Annotated in this window: 9 protein-coding genes, 2 tRNA genes, 2 rRNA genes and 2 pseudogenes; 11 read left to right on the top strand and 4 right to left on the bottom strand. The window is 50.3% G+C overall.

Annotated features, from left to right (window positions below; genetic code table 11):
• Nucleotides 1-85 precede the first annotated feature (85 nt).
• The 4 genes from EBB79_RS16935 to EBB79_RS16920 all read left to right on the top strand — a co-directional run bounded on the left by EBB79_RS16935 (nt 86) and on the right by EBB79_RS16920 (nt 4,163).
• Nucleotides 86-162 (top strand) — tRNA-Ile (locus EBB79_RS16935).
• Nucleotides 163-792: 630 nt separating this feature from the next.
• Nucleotides 793-3,694: ribosomal RNA gene (locus tag EBB79_RS16930) — 23S ribosomal RNA — on the top strand.
• Between the two features lie 221 nt (nt 3,695-3,915).
• Nucleotides 3,916-4,030: ribosomal RNA gene (gene rrf, locus EBB79_RS16925) — 5S ribosomal RNA — on the top strand.
• Nucleotides 4,031-4,086: 56 nt separating this feature from the next.
• Nucleotides 4,087-4,163, top strand: a tRNA-Met gene (locus EBB79_RS16920).
• Between the two features lie 545 nt (nt 4,164-4,708).
• Here the strand turns inward: EBB79_RS16920 and EBB79_RS16900 are convergent.
• The gene (locus EBB79_RS16900) at nt 4,709-5,947 is read right to left on the bottom strand and encodes a recombinase family protein (protein ID WP_338045769.1); all 1,239 of its coding nucleotides are present in this window, start codon (nt 5,945-5,947) and stop codon (nt 4,709-4,711) included.
• 777 nt (nt 5,948-6,724) lie between these two features.
• Between EBB79_RS16900 and EBB79_RS16895 the strand changes: the two genes are divergently transcribed.
• From EBB79_RS16895 to EBB79_RS16885, 3 genes are read left to right on the top strand one after another with little or no spacing between them, the layout of a single operon-like run.
• The gene (locus EBB79_RS16895; protein WP_127749984.1) at nt 6,725-7,324 is read left to right on the top strand and encodes a helix-turn-helix domain-containing protein; all 600 of its coding nucleotides are present in this window, start codon (nt 6,725-6,727) and stop codon (nt 7,322-7,324) included.
• Entirely contained in the window at nt 7,317-8,555 is a 1,239-nt protein-coding gene (locus tag EBB79_RS16890) for a type II toxin-antitoxin system HipA family toxin (protein ID WP_177627827.1), read from the top strand. The genes EBB79_RS16895 and EBB79_RS16890 overlap by 8 nt, the downstream gene beginning before the upstream one ends.
• Before the next feature lie 15 nt (nt 8,556-8,570).
• Complete coding sequence (locus EBB79_RS16885) at nt 8,571-9,782, top strand: hypothetical protein (RefSeq protein ID WP_127749982.1); 1,212 nt, start codon at nt 8,571-8,573, stop codon at nt 9,780-9,782.
• A 238-nt stretch (nt 9,783-10,020) separates the two neighbouring features.
• Here EBB79_RS16885 and EBB79_RS16880 read toward each other — a convergent pair whose 3' ends face one another.
• Together EBB79_RS16880 and EBB79_RS16875 are read right to left on the bottom strand one after the other, a co-directional pair.
• Nucleotides 10,021-11,136 carry a relaxase/mobilization nuclease domain-containing protein gene (locus tag EBB79_RS16880; protein ID WP_127749981.1) on the bottom strand — a complete coding sequence of 372 codons (1,116 nt, stop codon included), beginning with the start codon at nt 11,134-11,136 and terminating at the stop codon, nt 10,021-10,023.
• Complete coding sequence (locus EBB79_RS16875; RefSeq protein ID WP_127749980.1) at nt 11,133-11,498, bottom strand: plasmid mobilization protein; 366 nt, start codon at nt 11,496-11,498, stop codon at nt 11,133-11,135. The genes EBB79_RS16880 and EBB79_RS16875 overlap by 4 nt, the downstream gene beginning before the upstream one ends.
• A gap of 581 nt (nt 11,499-12,079) precedes the next feature.
• On the opposite strand from EBB79_RS16875, the gene htpG reads away from it, so the two are divergent.
• The 3 genes and pseudogenes from htpG (at nt 12,080) to EBB79_RS16860 (ending at nt 16,355) form a co-directional block, all read left to right on the top strand.
• Nucleotides 12,080-13,945 (top strand): molecular chaperone HtpG, encoded by a 1,866-nt coding sequence (gene htpG, locus EBB79_RS16870; RefSeq protein ID WP_127749979.1) that lies wholly within the window; start codon nt 12,080-12,082, stop codon nt 13,943-13,945.
• A 195-nt stretch (nt 13,946-14,140) separates the two neighbouring features.
• Nucleotides 14,141-14,323, top strand: a pseudogene (locus tag EBB79_RS16865) (transposase); the annotation flags it as partial.
• A gap of 352 nt (nt 14,324-14,675) precedes the next feature.
• Complete coding sequence (locus EBB79_RS16860; RefSeq protein WP_127749978.1) at nt 14,676-16,355, top strand: PAN domain-containing protein; 1,680 nt, start codon at nt 14,676-14,678, stop codon at nt 16,353-16,355.
• A gap of 147 nt (nt 16,356-16,502) precedes the next feature.
• Here EBB79_RS16860 and EBB79_RS16855 read toward each other — a convergent pair.
• Nucleotides 16,503-16,643: pseudogene (locus tag EBB79_RS16855) on the bottom strand (integrase core domain-containing protein); the annotation flags it as partial.
• Nucleotides 16,644-17,039: 396 nt separating this feature from the next.
• On the opposite strand from EBB79_RS16855, the gene EBB79_RS16850 reads away from it, so the two are divergent.
• Complete coding sequence (locus tag EBB79_RS16850) at nt 17,040-18,476, top strand: tetratricopeptide repeat-containing sulfotransferase family protein (RefSeq protein ID WP_127749977.1); 1,437 nt, start codon at nt 17,040-17,042, stop codon at nt 18,474-18,476.
• Nucleotides 18,477-18,595: the final 119 nt, after the last annotated feature.

Raw genomic sequence — 18,595 nt, 5'->3', positions numbered from 1 at the left:
ATAACCACCACGGGGTCGGCCCTGTCGGCAGATTTGCTTTGCAAATCGCCTGTCGGCAACGCGGTTTTGCGATGCAAAACCCGCTGGGTCGGTAGCTCAGGTGGTTAGAGCGCACGCCTGATAAGCGTGAGGTCGGAGGTTCAAGTCCTCCTCGACCCACCACTTCTTCTTTGCCTTCGGCAAAACGAAGAAGAACAACACCTCCTCTTGGCGGCAAGCGGCAGGGTATCTTACGCAGTAAGATGTCCCGAGAGCGGCTCACAGGATTAGGTATCGATTAGATCGAACAGCAGTTTTAGAACTTCTGTTCCGTCCAATCGGACGGTGCGAACGCGCATTCTCTTCGAGAATACGCTACATCGCATTCGGACACTTCCTTCGGAAGTACCGGGAATTGACATCGTTTAGAGAGATACAATCAACAATACTGTTGGTCGCCCGAGTAAGGGATTGACCTCAGATTGGTGCTGATCTTCTTCGGAAGTGAAGCGAGCTTGTGAATACGTCTGTTTCCTCGGACGTCCATGAGTATGCCAGCCTGAAACGACGGTGTTGTCCAAGTCAAGTAAACTAACCCGAACACGTCTTCAGCCGCTTCCCGCACGGATAGTGGTTGCATACGGGACGTGTTCAAATTGTTCGCATCATACGTGGTGCGAGCGGGAAAGTATGCTTTTGATCCCAGGGATATGTGGGAACAGTTTCTTACCAGCTTCTGTTCTTCGATCGATTGGTTGGTTCTGCGGTCGCAAGGCGGTAGGACAAATAACCAGTCTTTCTATTTCTGGATCAAATCAAGCGCGAAAAGGGCGTTTGGTGAATGCCTTGGCAGTAAGAGGCGATGAAAGACGTGATACTCTGCGATAAGTCATGGGGAGCTGAGAATAAGCTTTGATCCATGAATTTCTGAATGGGGCAACCCACCTGATACTTTGTTATTATTATACTCTTCTGACCGTTCTGCGGTGGGACGAACCAGCTTGCTGGTGAGACTCGCCAAGGGCGAGCACGGAGTGTTCTTAATAATAAGGTAAACCAGGTATTTTTAACCTGAATACATAGGGTTAAAAGGCAAACCCGGGGAACTGAAACATCTAAGTACCCGGAGGAAAGGAAATCAATATGATACTCCCTAGTAGCGGCGAGCGAACGGGGACCAGCCGAGCCAGATGAGTGAGAAGAACATGTTGGGAAGCATGACCATAGCGGGTGATAGTCCCGTATTCTAAGCTTTGATGGACGTATTAAGTAGGGCGGAACACGTGAAATTCTGTCTGAAGATCGGAGGACCACCTTCGAAGGCTAAGTACTCCTTACTGACCGATAGTGAACCAGTACCGTGAGGGAAAGGTGAAAAGCACCCCGACGAGGGGAGTGAAACAGTACCTGAAACCGAACGCCTACAATCAGTTGGAGGGTCCTTGCGGCCTGACAGCGTACCTTTGTATAATGGGTCATCGACTTGGTCTCACAAGCAAGCTTAAGCCGTTAGGTGTAGGCGCAGCGAAAGCGAGTCTTAATAGGGCGAATGAGTTTGTGGGATCAGACCCGAAACCGAGTGATCTAGGCATGGCCAGGTTGAAGGTGCAGTAACATGCACTGGAGGACCGAACCCACATCTGTTGAAAAAGATCGGGATGAGCTGTGCCTAGGGGTGAAAGGCCAATCAAACTCGGAGATAGCTGGTTCTCTGCGAAATCTATTTAGGTAGAGCGTCGTCCGAATACCCCGGGGGTAGAGCACTGGATGGGCAATGGGGGCATACAGCCTTACTGACCCTAACCAAACTCCGAATACCCGGGAGTACTAGACGGCAGACACACTGCGGATGCTAACGTCCGTAGTGAAGAGGGAAACAACCCTGACCTCCGGCTAAGGCCCCTAATTCATGGCTAAGTGGGAAAGCAGGTGGGACGACCAAAACAACCAGGAGGTTGGCTTAGAAGCAGCCATCCTTTAAAGATAGCGTAACAGCTCACTGGTCTAATTAAGTTGTCCTGCGGCGAAGATGTAACGGGGCTCAAGCCATGAGCCGAAGCCGAGGATGCACATAGTGCATGGTAGCAGAGCGTAGTGTGACATAGATCCTATCCTCTTTAGTGTCCCCGGACCAGTTCCGTGTGGCACCTTGGAGGACCGGATCTTTCGATGAAGCCGGGGCGTGAGCCATCTGGTGGAGAGATCACTAGTGAGAATGATGACATGAGTAGCGACAAAGAGTGTGAGAGACACTCTCGCCGAAAATCCAAGGGTTCCTGCTTAAAGCTAATCTGAGCAGGGTAAGCCGACCCCTAAGGCGAGGCCGAAAGGCGTAGTCGATGGGAACCAGGTTAATATTCCTGGGCCAGGAAGTGGTGACGGATCTCGAAGGTAGTTCATCCTTATTGGATTGAATGGGCTGCTGAGAGGTCCCTGGAAATAGCCCTTCCATGAGATCGTACCCTAAACCGACACAGGTGGATAGGTAGAGAATACCAAGGCGCTTGAGAGAACTATGTTGAAGGAACTCGGCAAAATACCTCCGTAAGTTCGCGAGAAGGAGGCCCGGTTTCTACGCAAGTGGGAGCTGGGGCACAAACCAGGGGGTGGCGACTGTTTATTAAAAACACAGGGCTCTGCGAAGTCGTAAGACGACGTATAGGGTCTGACGCCTGCCCGGTGCCTGAAGGTTAAAAGGAGGGGTGAGAGCTCTGAATTGAAGCCCAGGTAAACGGCGGCCGTAACTATAACGGTCCTAAGGTAGCGAAATTCCTTGTCGGGTAAGTTCCGACCTGCACGAATGGCGTAACGACTTCCCCGCTGTCTCCAACATAGACTCAGCGAAATTGAATTGCCTGTCAAGATGCAGGCTTCCCGCGGTTAGACGGAAAGACCCCGTGCACCTTTACTACAGCTTCACATTGGCATTAGGCCGAGCATGTGCAGGATAGGTGGTGGGCTTCGAAACCAAAACGCTAGTTTTGGTGGAGCCTCCTTGAGATACCACCCTTGCTCTGCTTGATGTCTAACCGCGGTCCATTATCTGGATCCGGGACCCTGTGTGGCGGGTAGTTTGACTGGGGCGGTCGCCTCCTAAAGCGTAACGGAGGCGCGCGAAGGTTGGCTCAGACCGGTCGGAAATCGGTCGTTGAGTGCAATGGCAGAAGCCAGCCTGACTGCGAGACTGACAAGTCGAGCAGAGACGAAAGTCGGTCATAGTGATCCGGTGGTCCCGAGTGGAAGGGCCATCGCTCAACGGATAAAAGGTACGCCGGGGATAACAGGCTGATACTGCCCAAGAGTCCATATCGACGGCAGTGTTTGGCACCTCGATGTCGGCTCATCTCATCCTGGGGCTGGAGCAGGTCCCAAGGGTACGGCTGTTCGCCGTTTAAAGAGGTACGTGAGCTGGGTTTAGAACGTCGTGAGACAGTTCGGTCCCTATCTGCCGTGGGTGTAGGATACTTGAGAGGAGTTGCCCCTAGTACGAGAGGACCGGGGTGAACGAACCACTGGTGGACCAGTTGTCGTGCCAACGGCAGTGCTGGGTAGCTATGTTCGGACAGGATAACCGCTGAAGGCATCTAAGCGGGAAGCCCCCTCAAAACAAGGTATCCCTGAGGGCCGAGGTAGACCACCTCGTCGATAGGCCAGAGATGTAAGCGTGGTAACACGTTCAGTTGACTGGTACTAATTGCCCGATAGGCTTGATTTGATCCAGTAATAGACAGACTGACTATGTCAGACTTAAGTGAACGACAATCAAAGCATACATTCCAACCGTATTCGAAACGAAATCGAATACGTATCAGACGAACTGACTTGAATAACATGTTGATGTGGGAACGCGCCTTTGCTTCGCAAAGACACTGTCTCCACTCGCCGTGATTTGCCATGCAAACACGGCGTGTATCTCAAATCGAGGATTTTCCTCGGTTTGGTGGTCATAGCGCAAGTGAAACACCCGGTCCCATCCCGAACCCGGAAGTTAAGCACTGTTGCGCCGATGGTACTGCATCTTAAGGTGTGGGAGAGTAGGGCACCGCCAAACCTAGAAAAATCCTCAAACAACGATAAATATTAAATATAACCGGTTACAAACCCTGTCGCGGGATGGAGCAGCCCGGTAGCTCGTCAGGCTCATAACCTGAAGGTCGCAGGTTCAAATCCTGCTCCCGCAACCAAATTCAAGATCGCAACAGCCCGTTCGACCTACAAACAGTCCCCCGGACTGTTTGATTAACGGTCTCACCTCATCAGGCTCATAACCTGAAGGTCGCAGGTTCAAATCCTGCTCCCGCAACCAAATTCAAGATCGCAACAGCCCGTTCGACCTACAAACAGTCCCCCGGACTGTTTGATTAACGGTCTCACCTCATCAGGCTCATAACCTGAAGGTCGTAGGTTCAAATCCTACTCCCGCAACCAACTTAAAACAACGATACCACATCTTACGCCCCGCTCCAGCGGGGCTGTTTGCATTTGGACCCAACCACTGAAAGCTCAGACAACAAAACAACGGCAGTCGGCTCCAACAACAAAACACCGCGCGGATGCCGTCAGGGGACCCGCGGTGGTGGCTTAGAACAAACCCACAGCCACTCCCCCGACGCGGCATGATCAAGACCACCAAGGTGAACCAAATCCAGAAATCGATCCGCGTGCAATGCATGCAAGCTCCAGGCCATTGTGGTCATTGCTTGCCCAGAAACGATCTGCACCCTACAGATCACAGCATGAAACTGAACAGTCTTGCCCTTGCTGCCATCACAATGGCTCCCTGTGCTGCGAAGGCGCATCCGCATATATTTGTCGACACCGCCTTGAAAGTGCTTGTCATGGATGACGGGCAGCTTTTTGTGTACTCATCACAAAACAGCGCACAAAGTTCAGGGTCCATAAGATGGTCTTCGAGAGCTGTCAGGATATCGACCTCAAGCTTCTCTCGTTGGATTCCTAGACGGTTGGAACATGTTCCTTTGTTGCGGGCACTTGAACAACCCATATGCGTCTGAGAGATCATTGAGTAACCACCGCCACAAGCCCCACACTTCACAAGGCCCGAGAATAGGTTTTTGGGCCGCTGCTTTGCCCAAAAGGGTTTGCCTGGTTTATTAAGAGATGATTGACGTTCTTTGACTTTTTCCCAGAGTTGCTCCTCGATGATCCGTAATTCGGGAACATCTTTTATGATCCATTGATCCTCTGGGTTCAGTCTAGAAACACGTTTTCCTGTCTCAGGATCTTTGACGTAGCGAAGCCGGTTCCAGACAAGCCGTCCAACATATAGCTCGTTGTTAAGAAAGCCTGTACCGCGCTGCCTGCTACCGTTAATGGTGCTTTGCCCCCAGCCTTTACCTGTCGGACCTGATACGCCTTCTTTGTTGAGTTGGAAGGCTATTGCCTTAGGTGATTTACCAGCTGCGTATTCTTCAAAGATGCGTTTCACAACAGCTGCATCAGGGATATTGATGATGCGTTTACCCCGCTCTTCACCTTGAACGGAGTCGTAGCCATAGCATTTCCTACCACCAGATCGACCTTTCTCCACGCGTCCACGTAGCCCTCGCCGGGTTTTGTTGGCGAGATCTTTTAGGAACAGGGCATTCATCGTGCCCTTAAGCCCAATGTGCAGCTGCGAGATTTCACCTTCTGATAAAGTGCAAATCTGTATACCCGCAAAGCTAAGACGTTTGAGCACCGCTGCTATGTCTTCTTGGTCCCGTGAGATGCGATCAAGAGCCTCCGACATTACAATCGAAAAATCCCCCGCGGCGGCATCTTGCATAAGCATTTGAATTCCCGGACGCATCAAGGAAGCGCCAGAAGTCGCGTGATCCGTATAGCACTGCACGACGGTATGACCATTTGCCTGCGCACGCTCTTCGCACAACCTGATCTGGTCCTCAATCGAGGCCTGACTCTGGAGGTCACTGGAGTATCGAGCATAAATGGCGACTTTGGTCATGAAGTTCTCTAGTCTGTTGTGTGTTGTCCTTTGAATTTCGTGCGTCCTTGACGCTGAAGCAAGTCTTCAAAATCTTCTTCGGCAGCGCGTCGCGCGAGATAGCCTACGAGCTCTCGAAGCTTGTTCTCCGACGAAATAGTACTGTTTTTACGCAGAACATCCCGCCAGCTATTTGAGCGGCGAATAGACATATCTTACTATCTTTTCAGTTTCTGCGGCTCAATATATGCCAAGTCGTGACAGCAGGTTGCGAACGGGGTCTAGGGAGTTGATACGAGACCGTATCAGCGCAGAAATCATTGAAAATTTTGCCGCACGTGAGGGTTATGAACATGATCGGATCTTCGTCAACATGATACCAATTATTATCGGATCTGGGTCAGAGTTCATCAACGAATTAAAGCCACATATTCACGCAACAACGACTGAGGCTGAGCACTTCGTTTTTCATTTTGAAAATGTCGAGCAAGCCAACTTTGCAGACCCTCAGTTTGTAGAGCTAACAAGCACAGTTTTCGGTTAGTCTACGCATGAGAGAACGAGGCCCGTAGAGCAAGTGCGACCTAGATTTCTTCCTTTTTTTAATGGATTCTATTTTTCAGTGGCGCGAAGCTTCATGCCGGCGCGACCCGGCGCTTGCATTCGTCGATCTAATTTTATAGATCAGTTGTGCTTTAAGATATGTAATAGCAGATCAGAATTTGCCAAGAGAGCTGTTTGCATGATATGCTATTATATATCAAGGGATGATCCTGATATGTTAAGGTAGATCAAGTGATGAGCTATGCGAGTGAACACATTGCAGCTTCCCTCAAGGAAGCGCGTGAAAACAAAGGGTTGAGCCAGAGAGAGCTTAGCGCTCGTTCTGGTGTGCCTCAATCGCATATCTCCAAGATTGAAAGTAACGCTGTTGATCTTCGACTATCAAGCCTCGCAGCGCTTGCCCACGCGCTTGATCTTGAGCTTGCCATGATCCCACGAAAAGCTGCGCCGGCAGTCAGATCAATCACTCGTAGCACTAGTCAGCACAGCGCAGGAGCGAATAACGATGCTCTTCGTGAACTGGTACGCGCGCAACGTGCACTTGGCGCACTTCCTGAGGCATTACAGAAACATTCTGCTCTACACGCGCTTAAAAAGAACTTTGAGGAAATCAACAAATTCCGCAGTACCCTACAGGAAGCAGGTGCTCTTAAGCAATTTAGAGCCACTATAGAGAACATCCAAAGCTCGGGAGGGCTTGACGAAATTCAAAAAGCTGCAAAGCAAGCTCAGAAAATCCGCAATGCACTGGTGCATCAAGTTCCAACCCACATGATTGAACCACCGCGCAGCAAGCCTGCCTACAGCTTAGATGAGGAGGATAGTGATGGCTGATGTATCTGTCCTAAATGTCGAGCTCTACGGCAAGCCAATTGGAACCCTAACACGCGTTGCAGGGGATCGAACCCTGTTTGCTTTCAATGAAGAGTATATCAATGACCCCGAACGCCCAACGCTGGGGTTATCGTTCATGGATCAATTTGGCGAACTGCGCACTGATTTTCGCCCTGTCCAAAAGCAGATCATGCCGTTCTTCTCTAACCTCTTGCCAGAGGGGCATCTGCGTAAATACTTGGCTGAGCTCGCAGGGGTGAATTCTGAGCGGGAATTTTTCTTGCTTTGGGCGTTGGGCCGAGACCTTCCTGGGGCAATTACAATCACACCAGCCGACGGAGAAATTTGGCCTCCTGAGGCTGCAGATGAAGGCGATGACGAAAAGCGCGCACCTCATGAAAACATGCTTCGGTTTTCGCTCGCAGGTGTTCAATTGAAATTCTCCGCTATCGAAAGTGCCAGCGGCGGCTTAACCATTCCGGCTTCCGGTGTTGGCGGCGACTGGATCGTCAAGCTTCCTTCGCGGGAATATCTCGGTGTTCCTGAGAATGAATTCTCAATGATGAAGCTTGCTAGTAAGCTTGGTATGGATGTGCCGAGGATTGATCTCGTTGATATCGATAGTATTACAAACCTGCCAGACGGAACGGATCGTTTCGGAAGCAAGGCATTCGTTATCGAACGCTTTGACCGCCTTCCAAGTGGCGAGCGGGTACACATCGAAGACTTCGCACAAGTCTTCGGCGTCTATGGCGAAAATAAGTACAAGAAAGCCAGCATGCGTAACATCGCTTCTGTTATAGGTGCAGAAGGCTCTGATGAAGATATCCGAGAATTCATCCGTCGCCTGACGTTTAGCACGTTGGTTGGTAACGGTGACATGCATCTCAAAAACTGGTCATTGATCTATCCAGATAGACGGAATGCAGCCCTTTCTCCGGCCTACGATTTTGTCTCAACGGTGCCGTACATCAAGGGGGACAACTTCGCTCTGAATTATAGCCGTAATAGAGAGTTCGCTGATTTTGACGAAGATGAGATTTCACACCTAGCTGGCAAAGCTGCATTACCAGAAAAACTGGTTCTTGAGACCGCACGCGAAATGACCAGCGATTTCTTGGCTCTATGGAAGAGCGAAAAAGATGCACTGCCAATGCTGGAAGACGTCAGGACCGCGATTGACGCTCTCCTGCCAACTTTGCCTTTGGTGAATGCAAAGGAAGGTCATTGAAAGTGGGTATAGCTAATGGATTTGTCTGAAATTTATCCAGCGGGTGGAAGGCCTCAGTCATTATATTGCGAAAACTGTGAAGCAAGCATGGATATGAGATTTAGCCACTTTTCCGAAAGTGTCAGTGGCATAAATATAAGCATAAAAGGGTTACCAACTCTGCATTGCGAAGACTGCGATAAAGAGTACTTACCCGATGACTCGCGGTTCGCGATCATTTATTTGCATGAACAGGCGACCAAGGCAGGATCAGATCGTGTGACTGTCGTCCGGAACAAAAAGGAAGTTGATTATAAGTTTTCGAATGTTCCATTTCTCATTGATGCCGATGACTATTTTTACCTCCCTGGCCTCTATAGGAAGCAAAATGTAGGCTTTCTTTCTCCCTTGTTTTTTAACAAGGCTGTTCTAATCAAGTACGATAATTCTCCTGATTATCGCGTCACTTTTGCGTCTCCGGCATATGGAGAGATTGAGGCTGCCACTTACGCGATTCCGTTCGGCATCAACCGATTTGGGAGGATTGTTATGTGGCTAGGAGATGTCGCCAAGTTACCCGAGGCTGAGCAGTTTTATCTCCGCTCTGAAAATGTAGAATCGGATCACTCTCTGGGGAGTGACTTTTATGACGGCCAAATCGAATGCAAATTCACCGAACTGACCAAAGAGAAAATTGTCCTTGAAGCTCGGTCGAAATTTATAGGGGCCTTTGATAAGAAATTTGGCGTCAAGTTAGCGCATCTTGATACAGAGCTAATCGAAACGATTGCAGCTCTGACGCCACCCGTGATCGACACCGAGAAAGAGCGGCGGTACGTATTCGACAGCCTTAACCGCATCTTCCTTGAGACATTAGACAACGGCGTGCTAAATCAAGTCGTGAAAAGTCTTGGAGCAACTTCAGCCGGTTCCGGTTCCTTAAAGAGATTACAAGCATTGTTGGAGACGTTCGACGGGTCCGGAAAAGTTAGCAATATGCTTATGCCGTTCTACGTACTTTACGATCTGCGTATCGCTTATTCTCACCTTACATCCGGCAGTAGAAAGAGCCAGTTGATTACTAGTTCTGCAAGCCGTCTTGGGTTGGCAGCTGACTTTGATCTCCCTACTGCTTATGGAGTGATCCTAGATTTAGTCGCTCAATCACTGTCCTATTTCTCAGTGCTCATAGAACCACCAAGCACAGACGCCGAAAAGAGTGAGACAGACAACTGCCCTGACAATTAGTGACTAAAGCAAGTCTGTTATACACGCACTACCGTTGAAGGTCGTTGCTTGGACCATTTCGAGCAACTGTTGATCGTCCCTCCTTGCGGCCAGTCTGTTGTCTGGAATTCTGCCCCTGCGACTTTTCTGAAGATGGGTTTAGCCCATCCATTTCTAAATACGCGGAAATTTCTGCATTAAGTTCACTAAGCTCAGTGTTGCGTTCGGTACGCGCCTGCAGAATTGATTTTTGCAAATTCTACCGCTCCTCAAGCTGTCCAGCGATCAAGTCATCCTTTTCAGCGCGGTCCCGAAAATCGGCTTTCTGCGCCTCATATTCATTTGGGCTCCGTATCTTACCGTACTTCCCAGTTTTTCGGTTCCAGAGGCCGCCAAGCCCCTTGGGAAGACGCGCAGCGCGCTCGCATGTTTCTTCAACCTGTCGGGCTTTATGCTGATCCGCAATCTGCTTTCGTTCGGCCTTCTGCCTCTCAACCAACCTTTGTCGCCGCATTTCAAGTGACGGAGAGATGCGACGATGGCCCGACTCTGCCTCTTTGATATAGCGATTAAGTTGCTCAGTCATACGAACCGCGATTTGGGCCTTTGCCTGATCAACAGACGGTCGCTTCTCGGGCTCCGGAATGCGGTCTTTGATATCCTTGGATTTGACGTCGGCGTAGCGTGCCAAGGCTAAAACTTCGCCCCTAAAATCAACCGCGACGACACCGCGACGATCGCCGCGTGCCAACGTATATCCACGTTCCTTGAGTGCTGATACTAACGCCTGTTCAGAATCTGATGAGCGCCAGCATTCCCGGAACATTGCCTTTACCAAACGAGGGTCTTGTTTCGTGCGTTTGGCCTGTTGCCATTCTTCGCGGCTCATATTGAGAGGATTGCGCATGGATCGATCAATCAGGCCCTTAGGCAAGTCCCACTCATTTTCCAAATATAGAATTCTCGATACATCCATAAGCCTGTTTTTATAGAAAGGTTGAGTGCGTGCAGTCATGGATTCCGGATCTATCCGCGACCAGACAACGTGGGCATGCCGTCGCCCTTCTTTCTCATGGAAGACAATTGCCCGAGGTTGATTATCCAGTCCAAGATTTTGCTCCGTCATTTCGATGGCAGCTTCAAAGGCCTCTATCGAAACCACCTCTTTCTCAGGTGGGCTCAAACTTAGTGAAAACAGGAATTTTTTGCACCTAGTACCCTTGGAAATTGCTTCTGCTTCGGACAGCGCAGTCTCCAAATCTTCAGCCATGAAGCCACGAACTTCGTATAGCTCAACATGCTCATTGTCGTGACTATTCAACAAATGCTTGGACAGCTGACCGGGGTTTCCCCGTTGTGACGCCTTGAGGATCATACTCGTCCTCCAAGAGAGCGAATGAGCTCGTCGCGGAGCACAATAATTGCAGCACAAGCCTCAGAGAGGTCCGCTTCCGTTTCAGGCGTGACAGGTAGGGAGCCGGTATTCACTGCACGAGCCAATTGATTTAGGTTGCTAGAAATTCTTGAGGAACCAAGCGCCGCGAGCACACGACCTAATACCTCATGGTCTTTCACAGGGAATTTGCCACGCGTATGTCTGGGGGCAACTTCATCCCCAAACAATCGCTCGCGAACATAAGCGCCCATAGATATTCCCGCAGCATCATGTTCGAGCTTTGCCCTTTCTTCAACAGTGAGACGTAGAGAGAAAGGTGAAGGGTAATTTTGTTGAGCCATATCGGTCCTCCTTCGGACCCGGTATGGCGGCGAAAACAACTCCCATGCTTGATTGTTCAACTAAAACAGCCATTTATGGTGCGTATCGCCATGCCGAGAAATCTGGTGCAATGATTAGTAGGCTAAGTCGGTTGCGCCCTCCCGCAACCAAATACAATCGCCTACACCAACCGCCCCATGGGGCGGTTTTGTCGTTGCGGGACAAGGCCAAAGGCGGCCTCATGTGCATCGATTGGAGCGTTTGTTCGTTGCGACTTGGACTTCGTGTCGTCCGACGGTGGCTGTTGCGATTTTGAAGAAAGCTCTCTTATAACCTTCTTTCTGACAGTCTTCTGTTTCTTGATGCCAAAAATGGGCAGGCCATTGATTTTGAAGACGACATGATCAGGGAAGGGGGCACAGTCGAAAATCGACAGACATGTCCAGCAGAGCACTGATGTTGGCCATTCATGACCTCTAGTCAGTCGACGCCAACTCTCGTTGTTCCGTGACAGAAACGTGAGGTTGAAACACCTGTTTCTCTTCCCTAGATTGGCGCATGCATTCAACCATTTTCCGCGAGAAAACCAGGGGCTTTATCTGTGACTGATACCGGCGTTAAAGAGACATTTTCCTTTCAAACTGAGGTCGGCCAATTACTCGATATTGTCGCCGGGTCTCTCTACTCGAACCGCGAAATTTTCCTGAGAGAACTGGTGTCAAACGCGTCTGATGCCTGCGATAAGCTGCGCTATCAGGCCCTCACTGATCCCACTTTGACCGATGGTTCCGATCAGTTTTCAGTTTTGCTTGAGATCGACGCGAAAGCCAAAACCCTGTCCGTTTCGGACAATGGGATTGGGATGAACTACGACGACTTACTTGAAACGCTTGGAACCATCGCAAAGTCAGGGACTGGGGCGTTTCTCAACGCCTTGAAGGACGGCGAAAAGGGCGAAATGGGTCTTATTGGCCAGTTTGGTGTTGGCTTCTATTCCGCATTCATGGTTGCCGACAAGGTCGATGTTTTGACGCGCAAAGCTGGCGAAGACACCAGCTGGCAGTGGTCATCGGACGGTAAAGGTGAATTTACCATTGAGCCAGGTGACAGGGGCGTGTGCGGCACAACTGTGGTGCTACACCTGAAGAAAGACGCGAAAGAGTTTCTGGAAGAGGTCCGCGTTCGCCATATTATCAAAACCTATTCTGATCACATTAGTTTTCCGGTGATGCTGGGTGGTGAGGCCCTAAACTCGGTCTCTGCCATTTGGACCCGTGCCCCGAAGGATGTGACCGAAGAGCAGCACACAGAGTTCTACCATCACACTTCGCATGCCTTTGATAAGCCTTGGCTAACCCTGCATAGCCATGTCGAAGGCGCGGTGAGCCACACCAGCCTTTTATACGTGCCGTCGACGGCCCCAATGGATCTGTACGATGCTGAACGCAAAAGCCATGTGAAGCTCTATGTGAACCGGGTGTTTATCTCGGAAAACACCAAGGATCTTGTGCCTGCCTACCTGAGGTTCCTTCGCGGAGTTGTTGATTCACAAGACCTCTCGCTGAATGTATCCCGCGAGATGCTTCAATCGGACCCGACGCTTGCGAAGATCAAGACAGCCCTGAGCAAGAAGGTGATCGGGGCGCTTAAAAAGAAAGCTAACAAAGCCCCAGATGAATATACCAACTTTTGGGAGAATTTTGGTGCCGTCGTAAAGGAAGGCCTGATCGAAGATCCAGGCGTACGGGACCGGCTGCTCGAGATTTGTCGTTTCTCTTCAACCATCTATGGTGAGCTGACCAGCCTTGCGGATTACGTTGGTCGCTGCAAAGATGGCCAAGACGCGATCTATTATATGGCGGGTGATAATGCGAAAAAGATATCGCAGTCACCGCATTTGGAAGGTTTCAAGGCCAAGGGCGTAGAAGTGTTGCTACTAGCAGACCATGTCGATGAGTTCTGGCTGCAACATATTACTGAATTTGAAGGCAAGACCTTCAAATCTGTAACACGCGGAGCAACTGATCTGGACAAAATCGGTGATGATGCAGATGCCGCCGACGACAAAGATAATGCAGAGACACCCGAACTCGATAATCTCATTGCAGCTGTAAAGCTGGAACTTGGTGATTTGGTCAAAGATGTGCGTCCTTCTAAGCGGCTAACCGATAGCCCTGTGTGCCTGATCGCTGACGATGGGGACATGGACGTCAACCTGGAACGGCTGCTTAAACAACATGGCCAGTTGACGGACGGCATGCCAAGGGTTCTGGAATTAAACCCAGACCACAAGGTTGTTAAAAAGCTGGCTGAACGCGCCAAAGGCGATGAGGCATCATCAGATGCGTTGCTTCAGGATGCGGCGCACTTGTTGCTGGATCAAGCACGGATTTCCGATGGGGAGGCGCCCGCTGATCCAGCGGAATTCGTCCGCCGTCTTAGTGCAGTAATGGATAGCGCGCTGTAGCGTTTCGCTGGCGTGCGATCTGTTAGCCATTTCCTATCTGACAGGCGAGATGGCTCACGAGACGCGATGTTTTGGTGGCAGAGTGCTGCATGATGGACCAGTCGCGGTTAGATGCCGCTCCTTTGATGGCATTTATTGCATCAAAGGAGACGGACTATGGGACTGAAACGGACGGATTAATTTCGCAAGGTTGCGGTGCGGACTGCGTAAACGAGTGGGATTACGCGTAAGCAGGTGGCTGATGATCTTGGCGTTGGCATTTCGACGCTGAACAAATGGATTGCCCAGCACCGAGACACCGATGTGGTGTCGAAAGAGGGTTTGGGCCTCGTCCAAAAGAATGACCGGCTTCGACGTGAGAACCGGCTCCTGAACGAGCATCTGGGGCGGCACGAAACCGCCACAGGTCCATTGTGTCTTGTTGTCAGCAAGAGAGATCAGGAAGCGCAACTTCAAAAAGGGGGATCAAACATGGCGCTGACGATGCAGAGGCCTTGTTTTGGTGGAATGCACTATAGATCAATATATTTTGCCCCGCTTCAGCGGGGCTGTTTGCCTTCCGCATCACACCTGTGTCTGCCGTGCGATGAGTTTTCTACAAGTCGCTGTTGAACTACATCGCCAATCCACATCGAAAAGAGCTTGATTGGACTGGATGTCATCGGCAAATTGAGCCAAACGGCGTTTCCCTTTGGAACGTCATGTGGTCAGCAAGTGAAAGGCTGGTTGTATGAAGCAGTTACTCTTGGCGCTTGGTCTTGGAATTTGGCTTGTGTCCCCCGTACAGGCGGCTGAAATTATCAAAGCCAATACAGAGCTTTGCGACTTGAGTTTGACAGGCGAGATCAGGCAAGGCGACGCAAAAGAACTTGATAGACAGAAAGCAAACTGGCGCAGCAAAGGTGGGTATGCCGGCGATGGCCTCAAGCTCTGCCTCGACAGCCCAGGTGGCAGTCTGAGTGAAGGGCTTGAGCTGTTCGAAATGATTTGGGCACAGAATATCAAAACGCATGTCCTGCCAGGTGCGAATTGTGAATCTGCCTGTGCACTGGCTTTTCTGGGTGGCTCTTACCTGTTGGGGACAGGCGTTACCCGAGAAATGCGGCGCGAGATCTGGCCCGATGGTCGCCTTGGATTTCACGGACCGCGACTGGTATTCCCGGCAAACATCAAATTTCCTGGTGATCAGGTGAGCAAGGCGTTTGATGTCGCGATGGAAATTGCGGCTCAGGTGTACGAGATCAACCGCCTTCAAGACCGCGAGAACGGTGCCCTTACAGATCACTTGGTGCATCGCTTTCTGAATACCAGCCCCGATGATATGTATTTTATTGATACAGTTGGGGATGTAATCTTATCGGAAATTGGCCTGAATGGGGTGGACTACAGCAATGCGGTGACGCCAGGGGCCATTCGGAACGTTTGTAACAATATTTACCTCAAGGGTGAGTTTCCTCTTGTCCAGGGGCATACTGAATCGATTCACAAGGACTTCACCTCTGCCGCAGCACTGAACCGTCGTTTGTTGGACTATGAAGTTGATGACTTTACTATCGAAGTTGAACAGTTAGACGGCTTGATCAGAGGATTTGCCGGCCCTTACCCCATTACGCACAGGAGTGATAGAATAGGGTGCTTTGTTAGTATTTCCGAAGGCTTAGCGAACTTCGAGTACGAAGATTTTGATCCTGATGAAGGTGAAATCTCGGTTGAAATATCAAGGTATTATGCAATTCGGGAAAACGATAACTTTTCGTTTTCTGGATGGTTGAATGAAGGTGAAACGATTGAAGTCCGGGACGTGGCTCCTTGGTATCTGCTTGACTTTGCTACCCCACTCAGTGACCTACCTAAGTCAGCGGCGTATCATTCTGCCCGCAGGCAATATGCGCAGCAGTCCGGCAAAGAGCCTTCGATTGTGGCAACAACTGCAGCTGATTTTGTCAGTTTTCCCGGTTTTGACCTACCTGGTGGCGATGTTGGACTGGTCCGAAATGCAACTTTGGAAACCTGCAGGCAGTCCTGTGACGCAGACGACAAATGCACAGCCTATACGCACGACAGGTGGAACAACCTCTGTTTCTTGAAATCCGCAGCAGACACTTCGAACCTGATATACGTTCAACCAAAGGCCGACAGTTACATTGCGCCGTCGTTCGCAGCGCTTATCCGTTCCGCAAGAACCAACATCGTCATGAAGAAGCGTAACAACAAAGCATTTTTTGACTCACCATATTATGACTTTGAATCGAGTTCCTTTAGTCAATGCGCGTCGTTTTGTGCGGAAGAAGACAAATGTTTGGGGGTGAACTTCTCTGGTAACCTATGTGAGATGTTTGATCATCCTGAGGTCTACAATGATCGGTTAGGTACACAAATTGGGCTAAAGCTTCAGCAATTACCCGAGTGACGTTGTTTCTATCCGTTGAGGCGCAGGTATTTACGTCCCACCACCACAGCAGCACATCGTGAGCCGCAAAGATTTTTGAACTGCGTGCGGCCTAGTGTCTTGGTACGGTGCCGCCTCGACGGTTTTGAAGATGTTTTGCTCCGGTCATTCGCTACGAACCGTGCGGTTATCGCTTTCGATTTTAGCGTTCTGTTGCGGTTTGCCTGGCTGGATGTATTCGAGCGGTACATTACGTTTCTCAACCCACTTCATCAGCTATCCACTGATGTACTAGGGGCCATTTTCAACATGAAGTGCCTGCGGCGTCAGGATCAACTTTGTCGATCACCGTGCACAGATGCCACGAGTCTTCGGCACTTACATCAGGGCGGTCACGGCGGCCATCAGCCTGCGCAACTCTGTGTCGTAGAACATGGCCATTTTGGGAGGGTGAATGACTTCCTCTCCCTCTGGCCCAAATTGCGGCAGTTCCAGTCCGTCTTAAAACTCACGTCGGTTGCAACCCAATTCGGATTTGATGACTGGAAGATTTACAATTTCAAATTATGACAAAATTAAAATTTCCCGCTTAATGATAAGAATAAGCTCGGTAGCTCAATGTGCCCCGCACCCTATTTATGTGTTGGCATGTTAGTATTCTTCTCGCTTTTGTGGCTGACCGCCTCAAGCATCTAGGACGCCAAGATGTCATCTTTATCGCTATCCCAACCTGTTGAGGCCCATCTCACACCGATACACTCAGAAGAACGCCATGCGTTCGTGGATAAGCTGATCGCACGTCGGCAATTCGTTCCGGCATTGGCCCAATTGAAGTTCAAGCTAGAGGCGAATCCTCTAGACCTTGAGACCCTCGACCGGGCGGCCGAGTGCTATTTTCAAATAGGCGACACCAAAACTGCGATCGCGATGCTTGGCTTTTTGATTGATAATTGCCCGGGGAAAACCAGCTACCGGATGAAATTGAGTAAGCTGCGTCAATTGTCTGGTGATGTGGAGGGGGCAATAGCTGAGTGTCAGAAGGTGCTGAAACTGGACCCCAATCAAGTGTGGGCGATGTACCATCTGAACGAGATGGTGCCACTCCGGCGGAATTCGAAATGGGTTGCGCTGCTGCGGAAGTTCGACAAGTCAAATAAGCTGCCAGCCGAAGCGCAAGCTCTGGCGTCCAACACGCTTGGTCAAGTCGAAGCGGCTTCAGGTCATTACACTGCTGCATTTCAGCATTTTGCGCGCGCAAAAACGTCCCAAAACCGAGAGTTTGACTTTGATACGGTGAAGCAGAGGGTGGATGATCAAGTCGCGCATTTTCGGCCCAAGAAACATACAAACAAAACTTCGCAAGACCCACGTGTGATCTTTGTATGTGGGTTGCCTCGGTCGGGTACGACCTTGGTGGAACGGATCCTGATGCGGCATGATCAAGTAGGTAGCGTGGGTGAAAGCTGTGCACTGTCTTTGATAGCAACTTTCATGCATAACTCCCTAAGTCCGGACCAGAACCTTTGGCAGTGGTTGGAAAGTCGATCTGATGCGCAGATCAAAGCGTTGCGCGGTAGTTATTTCGGTAACGCATTCAATGGATTACCAAATAAGCACCAGGTGATAATTGATAAGTTACCACTCAATTGTTTCAACATGGGAATTGCGCAATATTTGCTGCCAGATGCAAGATTCCTATTCATGATGCGCCATCCTCTGGATGTGGGACTGTCTAATTTTTCAACGCTTTACGGTGAGAAAAATGAATTTTCGGCATGCTTGCCGTGGATTGGAATGATGACGCGCGAAGTGTACCGCTCAGCAGAAAGCTTCTCACAAAAACTTGGAAAGAAAATGCGCATGCAGTCTTATCGCGCGCTGGTGCAGTCGCCTGACCAACAGATCCGCGCATTGATCGATCATGCCGGATTGCCTTGGCAGGAGACTTGTCTAAGCCCGGAACGGGGCAGTGGCGCCGTTCACACGGCATCAACGATGCAAGTGCGCGAGAAAATCAACATCAAAGGTCTGGATCGGTGGAAAGCTTGTGAAAAACAGCTGCAACCTTTGTCCGATGCCTTGGGTGGTCAGGATTGGCTGCAACACTGGCGGGAGTTAGAGGAGACTATGGCTGCGTGCTAAGTGCCGGACATGGGCCAGTGGTCTTGATCCCCGCAATGCAGGAAAACCGGCGCATTGTCGCCACTCATATGCACCGCCCGATGAGTTGTGTCAGGCAGTGCATGATAAGCGTGGCATCG

It is taken from the genome of Parasedimentitalea marina (assembly GCF_004006175.1).
Lineage (GTDB): Bacteria > Pseudomonadota > Alphaproteobacteria > Rhodobacterales > Rhodobacteraceae > Parasedimentitalea > Parasedimentitalea marina.
Note: the sequence above shows the minus strand (reverse complement) of the source record. Positions and strands in the feature narration are given on the sequence as shown.